The 15,258-nt window shown below is 66.0% G+C and carries 12 protein-coding genes; 5 read left to right on the top strand and 7 right to left on the bottom strand.

Annotated features, from left to right (window positions below; all coding sequences use genetic code 11):
* Nucleotides 1–22 precede the first annotated feature (22 nt).
* From MRBLAR12_RS01465 to MRBLAR12_RS01450, 4 genes are all read right to left on the bottom strand, one after another.
* A complete protein-coding gene (locus tag MRBLAR12_RS01465; protein WP_364742931.1) occupies nucleotides 23–1,030 on the bottom strand; it encodes an ABC transporter ATP-binding protein in 1,008 nt (335 codons plus the stop codon).
* Nucleotides 1,027–3,156 (bottom strand): dipeptide/oligopeptide/nickel ABC transporter permease/ATP-binding protein, encoded by a 2,130-nt coding sequence (locus tag MRBLAR12_RS01460; protein WP_364742928.1) that lies wholly within the window; start codon nucleotides 3,154–3,156, stop codon nucleotides 1,027–1,029. Before MRBLAR12_RS01460 ends, MRBLAR12_RS01465 begins: the two co-directional genes overlap by 4 nt.
* Nucleotides 3,153–4,106, bottom strand: a complete 954-nt coding sequence (locus MRBLAR12_RS01455; RefSeq protein ID WP_364742925.1) for an ABC transporter permease — start codon at nucleotides 4,104–4,106, stop codon at nucleotides 3,153–3,155. The genes MRBLAR12_RS01460 and MRBLAR12_RS01455 overlap by 4 nt, the downstream gene beginning before the upstream one ends.
* Before the next feature lie 68 nt (nucleotides 4,107–4,174).
* Complete coding sequence (locus tag MRBLAR12_RS01450; RefSeq protein ID WP_229995819.1) at nucleotides 4,175–5,728, bottom strand: ABC transporter substrate-binding protein; 1,554 nt, start codon at nucleotides 5,726–5,728, stop codon at nucleotides 4,175–4,177.
* Nucleotides 5,729–6,101: 373 nt separating this feature from the next.
* Between MRBLAR12_RS01450 and MRBLAR12_RS01445 the strand changes: the two genes are divergently transcribed.
* The 3 genes from MRBLAR12_RS01445 to MRBLAR12_RS01435 all read left to right on the top strand — a co-directional run bounded on the left by MRBLAR12_RS01445 (nucleotide 6,102) and on the right by MRBLAR12_RS01435 (nucleotide 8,710).
* Complete coding sequence (locus MRBLAR12_RS01445) at nucleotides 6,102–7,355, top strand: glycoside hydrolase family 1 protein (RefSeq protein WP_364742922.1); 1,254 nt, start codon at nucleotides 6,102–6,104, stop codon at nucleotides 7,353–7,355.
* A gap of 124 nt (nucleotides 7,356–7,479) precedes the next feature.
* Nucleotides 7,480–8,334: an IclR family transcriptional regulator gene (locus MRBLAR12_RS01440; protein ID WP_364742919.1), complete on the top strand. Its 855-nt coding sequence runs from the start codon at nucleotides 7,480–7,482 to the stop codon at nucleotides 8,332–8,334.
* Nucleotides 8,335–8,413: 79 nt separating this feature from the next.
* Entirely contained in the window at nucleotides 8,414–8,710 is a 297-nt protein-coding gene (locus MRBLAR12_RS01435) for a hypothetical protein (protein WP_364742916.1), read from the top strand.
* A 78-nt stretch (nucleotides 8,711–8,788) separates the two neighbouring features.
* Here the strand turns inward: MRBLAR12_RS01435 and MRBLAR12_RS01430 are convergent, their stop codons facing one another.
* The 3 genes from MRBLAR12_RS01430 to MRBLAR12_RS01420 all read right to left on the bottom strand — a co-directional run bounded on the left by MRBLAR12_RS01430 (nucleotide 8,789) and on the right by MRBLAR12_RS01420 (nucleotide 12,536).
* Nucleotides 8,789–9,241: a universal stress protein gene (locus MRBLAR12_RS01430; RefSeq protein ID WP_364742913.1), complete on the bottom strand. Its 453-nt coding sequence runs from the start codon at nucleotides 9,239–9,241 to the stop codon at nucleotides 8,789–8,791.
* Nucleotides 9,242–9,423: 182 nt separating this feature from the next.
* A complete protein-coding gene (locus MRBLAR12_RS01425) occupies nucleotides 9,424–9,840 on the bottom strand; it encodes a hypothetical protein (RefSeq protein ID WP_229995814.1) in 417 nt (138 codons plus the stop codon).
* A 155-nt stretch (nucleotides 9,841–9,995) separates the two neighbouring features.
* Nucleotides 9,996–12,536 (bottom strand): helix-turn-helix transcriptional regulator, encoded by a 2,541-nt coding sequence (locus MRBLAR12_RS01420; protein WP_229995813.1) that lies wholly within the window; start codon nucleotides 12,534–12,536, stop codon nucleotides 9,996–9,998.
* Nucleotides 12,537–12,784: 248 nt separating this feature from the next.
* Here MRBLAR12_RS01420 and MRBLAR12_RS01415 point away from each other — a divergent pair, with 248 nt between their 5' ends.
* Together MRBLAR12_RS01415 and MRBLAR12_RS01410 are read left to right on the top strand one after the other, a co-directional pair.
* Entirely contained in the window at nucleotides 12,785–13,351 is a 567-nt protein-coding gene (locus tag MRBLAR12_RS01415) for a potassium channel family protein (protein ID WP_364742909.1), read from the top strand.
* Nucleotides 13,352–13,661: 310 nt separating this feature from the next.
* A complete protein-coding gene (locus tag MRBLAR12_RS01410) occupies nucleotides 13,662–15,200 on the top strand; it encodes a hypothetical protein (RefSeq protein ID WP_364742906.1) in 1,539 nt (512 codons plus the stop codon).
* Nucleotides 15,201–15,258: the final 58 nt, after the last annotated feature.

Raw genomic sequence — 15,258 nt, 5'->3', positions numbered from 1 at the left:
CAAGTGGGGCTGGACGCGGGCATCAGGCGTAGTGGCAGGCGACGTCGGACGCGCCCACCCGGCGGAGGGCCGGACGCTCGGCGGTGCAAAGCTCCGTGGCGAGCGGGCACCGCTGGCTGAAGGGACAGCCCCCCGGCGACGCCGCCACCGCAGTGGCCGTGCGGACGCCAAGGGATTCGCGCAGTATCCTCCGCTCGGCCTGTTCCGCGGGCCTCGGCACGGGCGAGGCCGCCACGAGAGCCTGGGTGAACGGGTGCTTGGGCGACTCCGTGACCGCTTCCGAGGGCCCGCTTTCCATCACTTGGCCCCGGTAGAGCACCACAACGCGCTGCGCCAGGAACTGGACCACCGAGATGTCGTGGGCGATGAACAGGTAGCTCAGGCCGAGCTCGTCGCGGAGGTCGGCCAGGAGGTTGAGCACCTGGGCCTGGGTGGAGAGATCCAGGGCGCTGACGGCCTCATCGCAGACCATGAGCCTCGGTTCGCAGATCAGGGCACGGGCAACTGCGATCCGCTGCCGCTGGCCGCCGGAGAACTGGCTGGGATAGCGGTCCACGGCCTCGCGGGGCAGCCCCACGCGTTCGAGCATGGCTTCTGCTTTCCCGCGCGCCACTGCGGCGGTGACTCCGCGGATCCGCAGCGGCTCGGCCAGCGAAGCACCGATGCTCTGGCGTGGGTTCAGCGAGGAGTTGGGGTCCTGGAAGACCGCCCGCAGTTCACCGCCGAGGGCGCGGCGCTCTGCAGCATCGGCGTGGGTGATGTCCTTGCCCTGATAGCTGATCGTGCCGCCGGCGCTCGCCTGGAGGCCAAGGATTGCCTTGCCGATGGTGGATTTTCCGGAGCCGGATTCCCCCACCAGGCCTACGGTCTCGCCGGGACGGATGGAGAAGCTGACGCCGTCCACCGCTGCCGGGGACGCTGCAGCGTTCCGGCCGCGGCCGTACCGGACCAGCAGGTCTTTGACCTCCAGTATGGGCTGCTCCGGCGCAACTGGCGCCGTGTCCTGCCGTTCTGCCGTCTCGATGCTCATGCCAGGTCCTTTTCGACGATTTTCAGTACTCGGTGAGTGGGCACTTCGGTGGCAACCCATGCCAGGCCCTCCACCGCCAGTTCGTCCGCCTTGACGCAGCGGACCAGTCCGTCCTCGGAGCCGGAGGACAGCAGCGGCACCGGGGCGGCGCACGCGGAGCCGGCGAACTGGCAGCGCGCCATGAAGCGGCAGCCGGTGGGCCAGTCCTTTGGCTGCGGAACCTGGCCGCTGATGGTGGCGAGCCGTTCAGGCATGTCCGCCGCGGTGTTGGCGTGCGGGTCGGCGGCCAGTAGCGCCAGGGTGTAAGGGTGGCGGGGGTTGTCGAGAATATTGGCGGTCCGTCCGCTTTCCACCACCTGGCCGGCGTACATCACGGCGACGTTGTCGCAGATGTCCGCCACGACGCCCAGGTCGTGCGTCACCATCACCACGGACATCCCGGTGTCCTTCACCAGGGAGCGCAGCAGCGAAAGGATTTCGGCCTGCACGGTGACGTCCAGCGCTGTGGTGGGTTCATCGGCCACCAGCAGCCGGGGCCGGCCGGACAGTGCGAGGGCGATGGCAACGCGCTGGGCCATGCCGCCGCTGATCTGGTGCGGGTAGGTCTTGAGAATGCGGTTGGCGTCCACGATGCCCACTTTTTCGAGCAGGCCGAGGGCTTGGGCCCGTGCCTCGGCTCTGCCCACCTTCCGCAGCCGGCGGATGGCCGCGGTGAGCTGGTAGCCCACGGTGAACATGGGGTCTAGGGCCCGCATGGGTTCCTGTGAGATCAGGGCGATGTCCCGGCCGCGGATATTTTCCAGGTCGTGCTCCGTGGCGGCGGCGAGGTTCTTGCCGTTCCACAGGATCTGTCCGCCGGTGGCGGCCACCCCGGCCGGCAGCAGTCCCAGCAGGGACAGCGCCGTCATGGTCTTGCCGCAGCCGGACTCCCCCACCAGGCCCAGCACGGTTCCCTGCCCGACATCGAACGAGACGTCCGTGACCAGCGGAGTTCCGCCGTCGACCCCTACAGAGAGTCCGCGGACGCTCAGTTGGCCTTTCGCCGGGATGGCTCCCGTGTCGGCTGCCGCACCAGCGGCGCCCGCAGCGGCACCCGCCTCGGCTACCGTACGCGCACGCCGGCGGCGCGCCGCTGCCGACGGCAGGTGCGAGACGTAAGCGTTCGGCGCCTTCCCCAGGGCGTTGCCAATGGCGTTCGCGGCAAGGACGGTCAGGGCAAGCACTGCACCGGTGGGAACCATCAGCCACGGGGCGTCGTAGACGTGCTGCGAGGCGCCCTGGATCATGCCGCCCCAGCTGGGTTGTGGGATGGGCGGGCCGAAGCCGATGAACGCCAGGCCGGCCTGAATGAGCATGCCGACGGCGAAGATGAGGGCGGACTGGACCACGACGGTGTTGGTCAGTCCGGGCAGGACGTGGCGGAGGCTGATCCCCAGGGCGCTGACGCCGTCCACCTTGGCGGCGTCCACGTACAGCTGTGACTGGAGCGACTTGGCCTGGCCCAGCATGACGCGGTAGATGCCGGCGGAGATGAGGACGCCCAGGATGGCCATGATCAGCGGGATGTTGGTTCCCACGGCCCCGATGACCGCCAGGATGATGACGGTGCCGGGCAGGGACATCATGACCTCGGTGACACGGCTGATCGCTCCTTCCGTCCGGTCTCCGCCGGCTGCCACCATCGCCAGGGCGGTTCCAAGCCCGACGCCGACAATCACCGTGATCAGTGAGGTTCCCAGGGTGCCGGCGGCGGCAGCGAAGATCCGGCTGAGGAGGTCCCGGCCGAGTTCGTCGGTGCCGAGCCAGTGCGCGGCGGTGGGACCGGACAGGACAGCGGTGAAGTCCTGGTCCTCCGTTTTGTAGGGTAGCCACCATTGGGCTGTCAGCGAGGCAACCACTATGGCGGCCAGCCATACGACGCCGGCCGCACCTCCGGGAGAGGCGAACAGCCGGTTCGCGGAAAGTTTGCCAAAGGCGGCCCGCGGACCAAACTTGGGCCGGCCGACTTTGGGCGCTCCGGACGTGGGCTGGACGGCCGGGGCTGCGGCGCTGTCGGCAGGGGCTGGGGCGCTGTCGGCAGGGGCTGGGGCGCTGTCGGCAGGGGCTGGGGCGACGTTCGGGATCATGAGGCACGCAACTTCGGGTCGAGGAACTTGGTGGCGAGTTCCAGCACCAGGTTCACTGCCACCACCACGACGGTGGCGATGACCACCACGCCTTGGACGGCGGGGGCGTCGTGGGTGCTGACGGAGGTCTGGACGGCCTGGCCCAGGCCCGGCATGGCGAACAGCTGCTCCGCGATGACGGAACCGCCGAACAGTCCGATGAACTGCAGTGCGATGCCGGCAACGATGGGGAGGCTGGCGTAGCGCAGGGCGTGGATGTAGAGGATCTTCCAGGTGGGGGTGGCTGTGGCGCGGAGCGTGCGGATGTGTTCCTGCTGCAGCGCCTCGAGCATGGAGGCCCGGGTCTGGCGGGCAATGAACGCCGCGCCGCCTACGGCCAGCGTGATCACGGGCAAGGCCAGGGACAGGCCCCAGTCCTGCGGCGAGACCTCGAAGGGGACGTAACCAGTGGCGGGAAAGACCGAGGACTGGACGGCGAACAGGTACACGAAGATGATGCCGATCCAGAAGGCAGGCAGCGCCACGGCCAGGCCGCAGATCCCGCCGACGATGCGGTCTGTGATGCCGCCCCGGACCGCCGCCGTCACGCCCAGGCCAATGCCGAGGACAGCGCTCAGCACTGTGGCGCCGGCGGCCAGCGACGCGGTCACGGGCAGCCTGTTGGCCAGATCCGCCGAGACGGATCGGCCGTCGATGAGGGACGTGCCCAGATTGCCTTGGACTGCGTCTGCGAACCAGCGGAAGAACTGGGCGAGGAGCGGGTCGTTCCAGCCGAGCCGCCGATTGACCTCGTCAATGGCCTCCTGGGAGGCGCCGGCACCCAGGGACACAGCGCCGGGGCTGCCGGGCATCGCGTGCACCAGCATGAATGCCAGTACCGCGACCACCAGCACGGTGGCCAGCGCCATCAGCAGACGCTTGGTGATGAATAGTGCCATGGTGACCTCCATCGGTCAGGACCTGCCGGACGGCTGCCCCCCTTGCAAAGGCGGGGTGGCCATCCGGCAGGGTTCAGTGATCAGCTAGCGGGTGCGTAGGACGAGAGCAGCGGGTACGCGTTCGAACCCGCGAACTTCACCTGCTGGACCTTCTTGGTGTTGTAGCCCTGGTTGGTGAGTGACTCGTAGAGCGGGATCATCCAGCCGGATTCCACCAAGCGGGTGTTGAGCTTGGTGAGGGCGGTCTTCTTGGCGGCGTCGTCCTTCGCGGCTGCGGCCTCGCCCGTGGCGGCCGTCAACTGCTCATCGGAAGCCTTCTGCACATTGGTGAACCCGTTCAGGACCACGCCGTACATCAGGCCCACCGGGTTGTCCCAGCCGAGCGCGGCGTAGCCGAGGGGTGTGGTTGCGACGGCCGCGAAGGCTTCATCGGTGGAGGAAGCCATCTTGATGTTCATTTTGATTCCGACGGCGGCCAGATCCTTCTGGACGGCCTGCAGGTCCGTCTGGGTTTCGGCGCTGCCAACAATGGTGAACTCGAAGCCGTTACCGTAGCCGGCCTCGGCCAGCAGGCTCTTGGACTTCTCCGGGTCGTAGGCAAATGTGGATTCCAGTTCCGCCGTGAACCCGGCGGAGTCTTTGGGTAGGGCGTTCCAGGCGGGAATGTCACCCTTGTGCAGTGCCTCTACCAGGGCCTTGCGGTTGATGGCGTACTGGAACGCCTGGCGGACCTTCTCGCTGGCAAAGGCGGGGGCGGTCTTCCCGGTCTTGTCGAAGGAAACCATGGTGTGCAGGGTTCCACCGATCTGGGACACGCCGAGGCCCTTGGACTTTGCGAAGTCCACCGTGGGTGAGGTGAGCATGGCGACGTCGGCCTGGCCGGAGACGAGAGCGTTGGCGCGCGCCTGGGGATCCTGGATGACGCTGAAGGTGATCTTGTTGTAGGCGTAGTCTGCGGCGTCGGCGTTCTTGGCGTTCTTCACCATGACGTACTTGTTGCCCTTAACCGTGGAGGGGTCGAGCGTGTAGGGGCCGGAGCCGTCCGGGGTTGCGGCGAGGCTGGCCGTGTCGGCAACACCGGTCTTGCCGACAACCATGCCCATGGTGGAGGCGAGGTTCTTTTCGAACCCTGGCTGCGGCTTGGCGAACTTGATGGCCACCTGCGTGGGACTGACAACACTCACCGACGTGATTTCCTGGGCTCCGCCCTGGGCGATTGCGGAGTAGGCGCTGAGTGCAGGGTCGCTGCGGCGGTCCAGGTTAGCCTTCACCAGTGCCGCATCCAGGGTAGCGCCGTCCGTGAAGGTGACGCCTTCCTTGAGGGTCAGCGTAAGGACCGTATTGTCCGCGCTGTAGCTGAACTCCTTGGCCAAGCCCGGTCCAACAGAACCGTCCGGCTGCAGGGTCATGAGGTTTTCGTAGAGGCCTTCAAAAAACTGCCGCTGCGCGTCGGCGACACGCAGCGGATCGAAGCCGAAGGAAGCGCTGTCGCTGTCGACGGCGATGGTCAGTGTGTCTTTGTTGGCGGCGGTTGCCGCCTGGGACCCGCCGCCACAGGCGGTGAGCGAGCTCATGAGAAGCGCCCCGGCCAGAACGGCCGCGCTCCGTCGTGCGGTGGAGTTCAGAAGTTTCATGTAGTGCGCCTTCGCATTCTTTCTCAGCAAACGGGGGTCAACATCCGGGGAGCCTGGCGGCCTGTATGCCGATCGTCCATGACCAGCTTCCGGGCCGTTGCGCCGGAGCCCCTCTCGTCAGATGGGTCTCGGTGACCGGCTCACTCAAGGATCACGGCGACGCCTCAAACGGAAACACGAGAATGTCATTGATTGAAAAAGTATTGTGGTGGGGGTCACTCCGGACGGGTCCCGGGTGGACGCGCAATGTCCGCGTCAACAGCGGTGAGCCTTTCAACCAATGAAAACGGCCACCCCGCCCCTGACATTGACCACGGAGGATGGACAGTCAGCCCACGCACAGTCGCTTGGCGCTCAGATCGAAAGGAACCAGATGACCGACTCTTTTGCCTTCCCGCACGATTTCCTGTGGGGCGTCGCCACGGCAGCCCACCAGGTCGAGGGAAACAACGTCAACAGTGACTGCTGGTTCCTTGAGAGGCTCCCCGGAACGATCTTCGCCGAACCGTCCGGAGACGCCGTCGACCACTACCACCGATACCGCGAGGACATCGCCCTGATCGCCGGCCTGGGGTTCACCAGCTACCGCTTCTCGCTGGAGTGGGCACGCATCGAGCCCGAAGAGGGCTGTTTCTCAGTGGCGGAACTCAATCATTACCGCCGCGTGCTCGAGACCTGCCATGAACACGGGCTCACCCCGGTAGTCACTTTCCATCACTTCACTTCACCCAGATGGCTCCTGGCGGCCGGCGGCTGGGAGGACCCGCAGACCCCCGAACGGTTCGCCCGCTACTGCGACCGGGCCATGCGGCACCTCGGCGACCTCATCGGCGTCGCCTGCACACTCAACGAGCCGAACCTCCCCTGGCTGCTCAAGGAGCTCGGTCTCGGCGGCGAGGCCCCCGAACGCAGGGCAGAGGTGCCGCTGTGGGCGGCCGCAGCAGACCGGCTCGGGATCGACGCGAGCCGCGTGGCGCCCTTCCAGTTCACGGTCTCCGAGGCCGGCTTCGACATCAAGCTCGCTGCACACCGCGAGGGCCGGGCCGCCATCAAAGCGATCCGGCCGGAGCTCCCGGTCGGGTGGACCCTGGCCAACACCGACATCCAGGCAGCCGAAGGCGGCCAGGACCGGGCGGACAGGATCCGTCGCGAGGTCAACGAACGCTTCCTCGTGGCGTCCCGCGACGACGACTTCGTGGGGATCCAGACGTACGGCCGGACGGTGTTCGGCCCGGACGGAGTGGCACCGGTCCCCGAAGGTGCCGAGACGAACCAGATGGGCGAGGAAATTTACCCTGAGGCCCTCGAAGCGACCATCCGGGAGGCAGCCAGGATCGCCGGCATCCCTGTCATCATCACGGAGAACGGCCTGGCCACCGACGACGACGCCCAGCGGCTGGCGTACCTCCGCACGGCGGTAGCCGGCGTGGCGTCCTGCCTGGCCGACGGCATCGACGTCCGCGGCTACATCGCCTGGACAGCCTTCGACAACTTCGAGTGGATCTTTGGCTACGGTCCGAAGTTCGGCCTCATCGCGGTGGACCGGGCCACGCAGGAACGGACCCCAAAGGCGAGTGCCAAGTTCCTCGGCAGCCTTGCCGGGACGAGGGTGACTGAGTCCGTTTGAACCGGCGCCGGCCAGTTGACGCCCCACCCAAGAGCGCCGCAGCCATGGGGCATTAGCTAGGAGTTTCATTGGGCGAAACACTATTGTGGTGGGGGTCACTGGCGACGAACTAGGAACGGTTGAAATGACAGCAGTCCCGCAAAGGGATCCGGACAGCGCCGGGCCCACACCCCCCGCACCTGCACGCGGCAAGCGGCCAAAGCAGGGCGAACCCGTCATCGACCGTGCCTTGAGCCTTCTGGCTGTGTTCACGGACCGGCGTCGCGCCCTGACGCTCTCCGAAATGGCCAGGTACGCGGACATGCCAGCGCCGACGGCGCTCCGGCTGATCGCCCGGCTGGTGGCCTGGGGTGCGTTGGAAAGGCTCGACGACGGTCGATACGTCGTCGGAGTACGGCTGTGGGAAGTCGCGTCACTGTCGCCTCGGGGCCATGGCGTGAGGGAAATCGCGCTGCCCTATCTTGAGGACCTTTTCGAAGTAACACGCCATCACGTCCTCCTGGCTGTGCTCGACAAGGACGAGGCCGTGCTGATTGAACGGCTGTCGTCCAAGCAGGCTACCGAGGTGGCGTACCGGGTGGGCGGCCGGGCACCGCTCCGGTCCACCGCCGTCGGCCTGGTGTTGCTGGCCGGTGCGGACACTGCATTCCAGGAAGCCGTCATCAAGCAACCCGCTGATGAGGAGGCCGGCGTGGACGCCATGCCGGAGGGGCAGCTCAGACGCACGCTGTCCGACGTGCGCCGCACTGGCGTCGCCATGATCAGAAGGTCAGCGCCCTCCCGGACCGTCTCCGTGGCCTCCCCCATTTTCGATGCCCAGGGCGCCGTCGCCGCAGCACTTTCCATCGTGGTTCCCGACGGCGCGACTCCCCCGAACGTGCTGGCGCCGGCAGTCCAGGCCACAGCCAGGGCGGTCTCCCGAAATCTCGGGTTCAACGCCGAGGCCAGCGCCGGAGTGCGGCACCAGGCGCAGGCGTAAGGCAAAAGCACTTGACGTGAACGGTGGCGGAGTCTAGGACTGGCTTTGTCCAGTCCCAACCACCAGCCTAGGAGTTGTTATGGAGACCACGCCCTACGGAATCGTGCACTTTTTCCGGGGAGGCACCAAGGAGCAGTACGAGGCGTCGCTTGCGGCGGTCCATCCAGGCGAGGGGCGCCTGCCGGAGGGTCAGATCTTCCATGCCGCCGGGGCTTCCGAGGGCGGTTGGACCATCATGGCCGTCCATGACTCGAAGGAGAGCTGGGAGAAATTCCGGGACACGATCCTCATGCCCCGGATGCAAGATGGAATTGAGGGCGGCTTCACCGCTCAGCCCGAAGAGACGGTCATCGACCTCTACAAGGTACTGCCCTGAAGCCGGGTAAGTCGCACCGACTTATTCCAATTTCTCGCCGATAAGCCGCTGGACGTCCGCGGCCTGTCGGCGGGAGACTCAGGAAGGTATCGGACGGACCACCAGGACAGGGCACGGCGAGTGGCCGGTCACCTGGGCGGAAACCGATCCGATGTGCAGGCCCGCGAAGCCGCCGTGGCCGCGCGAGCCGACCACCACCAGATTGGCTTCCCGTGCGGCGTCAAGAATTGCCGACGCCGCCGAGTCGCTGTGGACGGTCCGCGTCACCACCTTTAAACCCTCCGCAGCCCTCGCCGCCTCCGCGCCGAGGGCTGCGGCTTGCTGCTCCGGAGACGCTTCCGCCACGACTTCCCCCGCGGCGGTTTCCAGCAGCGTGGGGTACCACGACATCGGTGCCTTGCTCCAAACAGTCACTATTCGCAGCTCGGCATCGCGATACCGGGCCTCGTCGACGGCCCATTCGAGGGCGCCACGCGACTGCTTGGAGCCGTCAAACCCGACCACAATCACAAAAGGATCCGAACTTGTCATGATTCCAGACTTTCATCGCCGCCAATGGGGTGCCTAGAGGCCTCTGGCCCCAGAGGACAACCTTGCTGTTGATCTGGTCAAACTCAACAGCGCTGATGGTGCCGGCGTCCAGGATAGCCTTGGCTACCTGCCATCTCAGTAGCCTCCGCCAATGGCGGCACTTCCTGGACCCTACCGGGTCGCTAGCACTTGAGCTGGCTCCTGAGGTCGCTGGCCGCGGCCTGAAGCTTCACCGTCTCGTCCCGCAACGAGTTCGCGGCCTGCGTCAGGGTCGCGTCATCGGGAACAGCCTTCACAGCCGACTCAAGATTCTGCTGGCCCGTCTTCACCGCATCCGCCCGGTCCTTCGCCACGTCCTGGGACTGTTTGACCATTTCCTCGTAGGTCTTCGCCACCTGGTCCCGGGCCGTCTTGACCTGCTCCACCGTGGCAGTGGGCTTCAAGGTGTCCTTGAAATTCGTCAGGGCAGCAGCATAGGCGCTGGCGGCGGCGCAGGCCTGCGACACATTTTCCTGCGGGGTGGGCGCGCAACCGGTCAGCAGCGCAACTGCCGCCCCAAGCGCAACCGGCCCCACAAAAACGCGATGTGCTTTCAACATTGGAGAATCCTTCCGAAAGGGACCGTCCCCCGGGAATCCGGAGCCCGGCAGCCCGGCAACCACTGACGGTTACAACCAGTGTCGATCCCTCACCCAACCCTGACCTCACCCGGTCCGGGTGAACTTCCCGGCTCCGGCCCCTCCCGGCCGCAGGTTCAAACGATGCCGCGCTTGGCGGCCGTCTTTAGAGCATCGCGCCGGCTACCGGCCCCGAGTTTTCGGTAGATGGACCGTTCGTGAGTCTTGACCGTGTTGACCGAAATGTACAGCGCGTCGGCAATTTCGGCCGCGGTCATGATGGAGCGCATATAGGCCAGGACTTCGCGTTCGCGCTCGGTCAGGCTCCAGTAGGACTGTGTCCGAAGCCGTGCGTCACCCTGGCTATCACGTGCCATGAGGGCTGCGATGAAGGATTCGTGGGCGGTGCCCCAGACAGCGTGCTGCACGAGCAATTCTGCGAGCTCTTCTCTCCGCTCCGCAAAGGGGCGGAGGACGGATCCTGGCTCCGCCCGGTGGACCGCATGTTCAATCCGTTCATGCGCCGTGGCAGTATCTCCGGTTCCGTGCGCCACAAGCGCCTCGGTCAGACTCGCGCAGGTGTCGACATACGAGTTGCCGCGACGATGCATCAGCGACTCCGTGCAGCGCTGGGCGGCCTTGATCTCCCCTCCCCGACGCAGCAGCTCCGCCAGCAGCGTATCCACCAGTGCCCCATGCCCGCCAGCGCCCAGCGGTTGCGCGATCGCCAGCGCGCCGTCCAGGTCACCCTGGGCTTCAGCGACCTTCGCCACGGCAATCGTGTGCAGGGCGTTCCATGACACCCTGTACAGCCCGCGTGCGTGGAAGGACTCCAGGACCGAGCTGGATTCGGCAAGCCGGGCCGGATCGCCAGTGGCACAATCAGTCAGAACCCGATATACGACACTCAGCGGCCCGGACGGGAACAGGTCACTGCCCAATCTCTGGGCCTTCGCAAGGTACGTTTGCGCAGCTGTCAGGTTGTCATTCCAGTAGCACGCAATTCCGCGTGCCAGCCAGGCCGGAGCCAGCCGCTCCTGCGAATTCCAGCCCAGCGCATCGCCCCGCTCCACCGCCCGCGTGGCATGCTCTGAAGCGTGCACCAGATCACCGGCTCCGGCAAACGCCAACGCTAGATCCGCTTGGGCGCAGATCTCAATCCCTTCCAGCTGCTCCCCGGTTCCGGTCCCGGCCGCCGCCTGGAGCAGGGCAGCCGCGAGTTCGCCAGTACGGTGCAGCCGAAATTCCGCTTGGGCAAGCAAGAACAGTCCTGTCGAACAGGCGGCGGAGTGGCCGTCTTCAGAAATGTCCCTGCTCGGCCGGCCGGCTTCAGCCGCTGCGGCGTGGAGGTCCGTGCGGCCCATGCCAGTCGTCGGTTCGAAGTGGGCCCGGCAACCCTCAAGCCGCCGGCGGCGAAGCGCATCCAGGACGAAGGTCCGCGATAGCGCCCGCTCGGTGAGCTCGGACGCCGCGGTGCTGTCGCCGGCAAGTTCACGGCAGACGGATCTGATCATCAATATCTCGGGGTCCTCGCTCCACGGCGTGGGCAGGTCCCGGCACAGCCGTTCGAGGGTCTGGGCGTCGTTGCCGACCACGAAGTCGAGCCAGTGCGCTCCCAGCGACATCACGGCTTGGCGTGGAGCGCGCCCTGGCAGCGCCTGGGCTGCGCATTCGACGACGTCGGTGTCCTGGTAGTACCGCGCTGCCACGCGGTGAAGACGCTCGGCAAGGAGCGGATCGCGCCGCTCAAGGATTCGCCGGCACTGCGCCGCGAAGAGGGAATGCCAGCGGTACATCGATTCGCCGCCGCGGTAATCGTGCTCCTCGATGAAGAGGCCGTTGCGCAGGCATTCCTCAAGCAGCACGCCGCCGTGGGGCCGGCCATAGAGTTCGACGGCGAGCCGGCGGCCAAGCCAGTCGCAAGTAGTTGCCCGCAAGATGAACTCCGCCAGCGACGGCTCGAGCTGATCAAGGATCTCTTCCGCGACGTAGTCGGCGAGCGGTACATGCTTGGCCGCGGTGCCCGGCGTCGTGACCGGCACGTTACCGGACTGCGCCAGCGAGACGATGCCCGCATGCACCGCGACCGGCCAGCCGGCAGTCATTCTCCAGAGGGATCCGGCGTCAAAGGCTGCGCCTTGTCCCAGCGAAAACGCAAACTTGGCGACTTCCTCCTGCGTGAAGGCAAGCTCGGGGGCCCGCAGCTCACCAAGGCCCTCGCCATACCGGAACCTTTCCAGCTGGATGGGAGTATGGCCCCGTCCCGAGAGGACCAGCCGCAACGACGGGGGCGCCGACGCGGCAAGCACCCCCACTATCCCGTTCGCCAGCCCCGGCCCGGCCAAATGGACGTCGTCGATCACCAGGACAATCGGCTCCGTGAGCTCCTCGAGGGCACGGAGCAAAAGGTCGTAGGAGGCAGCCCGGTCGTGGGCGAGGCCTTGGTCAAGGGACAGCAGGGCATCGCTGCCCGGAAGGGGCAACGTGCTGGCCGCACGCTGGATTGCCCCGACAACCCCGTGAAAAAGACGTGCCGGTTCAGTATCGAACCGATCGAGCGACAGCCAGGCGCACGGCAGATCGCAGTTGCGGACCCAATCGCCCAGGAACGTGGACTTGCCGTAGCCGGCCGGCGCTGCGACGAGCGTCAGTCGGTGCGAATCGGCGGACGCGGACAATGCGTTTTCCAGGCGCGGACGTTCCAACGCTCCAAGGCCGCGCAAAGGTGGCCGGATCTTGAACTGAGGACCAGGCAGCCATCCGACATTCGACATTTCTCCCACGTAGCACATGCTAGGCGGGCGAAAATGGGCACCAACAGGGCGCAAAGACCCCTTGTGCATCATTGTGTGGCGCGACCAAAACGGCCGGCCCTGGCCCCGAAAGCGGCACGGCACGAATTTCCTGAGCGGCGGTATCATCAGTCATGCCTATGAAGCACGGCAGCCAGACGGACCCGATTTTCCTTCACGAGCTCGACAAGGCCAGCCGAAGGCGGGTCATTATTTTCGCGGTAGTACGTCTGGCTGCATTTTCGGCAGTTGTCTTCTTCGTCTACTTCGCTGTCCCCGTAGGGGGATTCAACGGGGACAATCCTGCGGCCGCCTGGATCCGCCTGGCGGCCGTCGTCTTGGTCTTTTTCGCCGCCTTGTCCGTTCAATTGCGGTTTATACTCGTGGCGCATATCCCCAAGGTCCGGGCGGCCGAGGCTGTCTTCGAATGCCTGTTGATGTTTCTGTGTCTGTTCGCGCTGCTGTACACGTCTATGTCAATCACCTACCCTTCGTCATTTACTGAACAGCTGAGTAAAACAGACGCCCTGTACTTCACGACTTCCACGTTTGCCACCGTGGGGTTTGGCGACATTGCTCCGGTAAGCCAACTGGCAAGGGCAGTCGTATCAGTCCAAATGATTGCTGACCTGGGCGCTCTCCTGCTCATCGCAAAAGTCGCCTTTTTCGCGGCAGGGCGGCGTCTGGGGCAGCAACCCTGAACCGGCCGTCCTCATCACCCGAAAGGGATGACATCGCGAGGACCGGCTGAAAATTGGCGCATATGAACGCGGATGTGAAGCAGCGGACTTAACCACACCTTGGACATGCCGGGTTCCGGTGTGCCCATCAAGACTTCTTCGTGTGCGCCGCCCACGCGGTGACGGACCTCGCAGGTCATTCCATGGGGTGACAGATCACCCTGTGCGGGTGGGGCTGGACCGGCCCGCCGAGTGAACAATGAAACTAGGCGTGACTGCCCAGCCGCAGGACATCGGGCCGGGTCGACGAGTTGCTACCTAGGCGGAATCCATGTCTCTTCAAGATCAGCCCACGAGCCCCGGCGGCCCGGAACAGGAAGAAATACTGCGGCTTCGGGCGGAGGTTGCCCGTCTCCAGCAGGAACGGGACGCTGCCCGGAAGGCCCACCCGAGGCCAGCCGGTGGACACCCGGGGCTGGCTCGCCGGATAGTAGCCATCGTGCTGGTGGTACTGACGGCCGTGCTGGCCTTCGCCGCTGTGCCTGCCATGTATTTGCGCAGTGAAGTCCTCGACACCGATCGCTATGTGGCAACTGTGGCGCCCTTGGCGTCGGACCCTGCGATCCAGGCCGAGATCGCGGACAAGGTCACACAACAGATCACCGACTCCGTGGACCTCGAGACCATCACCCGGGATGCGCTCAACGAACTCAGCAAAACGGCGCCGCGCGTGGCCGCGGTGATCACCGGGCTGGCGCCGGTGATTGCGGAGCAGACCAAGAACCTCATTCATTCCACCGTATCCAAATTCGTAGCCACACCGCAGTTCCAGGATCTTTGGATCCAGGTGAACCGGGTGGCGCACCAGGGCCTGGTGAACCTCGCCACCGGGAACACGGGCGGCGCCGTCAGTATCGACCAAAGCGGCACGGTGACAATCTCTACCAAGGAGATCATTGCCCGGGTCAAGACCGCCCTCGTCCAGCAGGGGGTCGGCATCGCAGCCAGGATCCCGGACGTTGACGCGCAGATCCCCCTGTTCCAGTCGCCAGAACTGGTCCGGGCCACCAACGCCATCAGAGCGCTGGACCAGACCGCCCCAATATTGGCGTGGCTGACGGTGATCAGTGCCGTGGGCGCCGTAGCGGTGGCCCCGCGCGGCCGGAAACGGAGCACCACCAGCGGCGTCGGATTGGCCGTCGCCATATCCATGGCGTTGCTGGCGCTGGGACTTGTGATCGGGCGCAGCATTCTCCTGAACTCAATTCCGCCGGACGCCGTCTCGCCGGCGGCGGCTCAAAGCCTAGTTGAGACACTCGTGGTACCTCTGCGCACGAGCCTGCGCCTGGTCTTCGCGGTAGGACTCATCATTGCTCTGGCCGCATTCCTGAGCGGCCACTCGCGTCCTGCGGAGTATGTCCGGCATGGTTTGGCGACTGCGGGCGACTACATCACCGGCAAGGTCGGCGGCGGCCAGGCCAAACCATGGCAACTCTGGTTGGCCCGCTATCGGCGGATACTCGAGGCCACGGTCATCGGAATCGCTGCGCTGGTACTGATCTTTTGGCAAGACCCGACGGCGGCCGTCGCCATCTGGACAGCGATCCTTGCCGTACTGGCCATTCTCCTGGTCGAACTGCTGTGCCGCCCGGCTGTAGTAGCAGAACCGGCTCCAGGCACCGAACCGGCTCCCGGCGCCGAGCCGACTCCCGGCACCGGAGCAGGCGGCGAGCCCGGAGCCGAGCCAGAAGAGGGCGAGTCCGTCACAGCGCCCCCCACAGCGCCCGTTCTTCCTCCAGCGTCCACCATGGCGGGTGCTCCAGACGACACGAATCCCACGATCCCTATCCCGCGAGAGCCCGGGGCCTGAGGAGGCGCGCCAGCCAGGCAGAAGGGCAGCGCGAGTGCCCGGGCAGACTTCCGGTGCC

Source organism: Arthrobacter sp. LAR12-1-1.1 (assembly GCF_040676555.1).
In the GTDB taxonomy this organism is placed as follows: domain Bacteria; phylum Actinomycetota; class Actinomycetes; order Actinomycetales; family Micrococcaceae; genus Arthrobacter.
The sequence above is the reverse complement of the archived record's forward strand: the minus strand, read 5'-3'. Positions and strand labels throughout refer to the sequence as shown.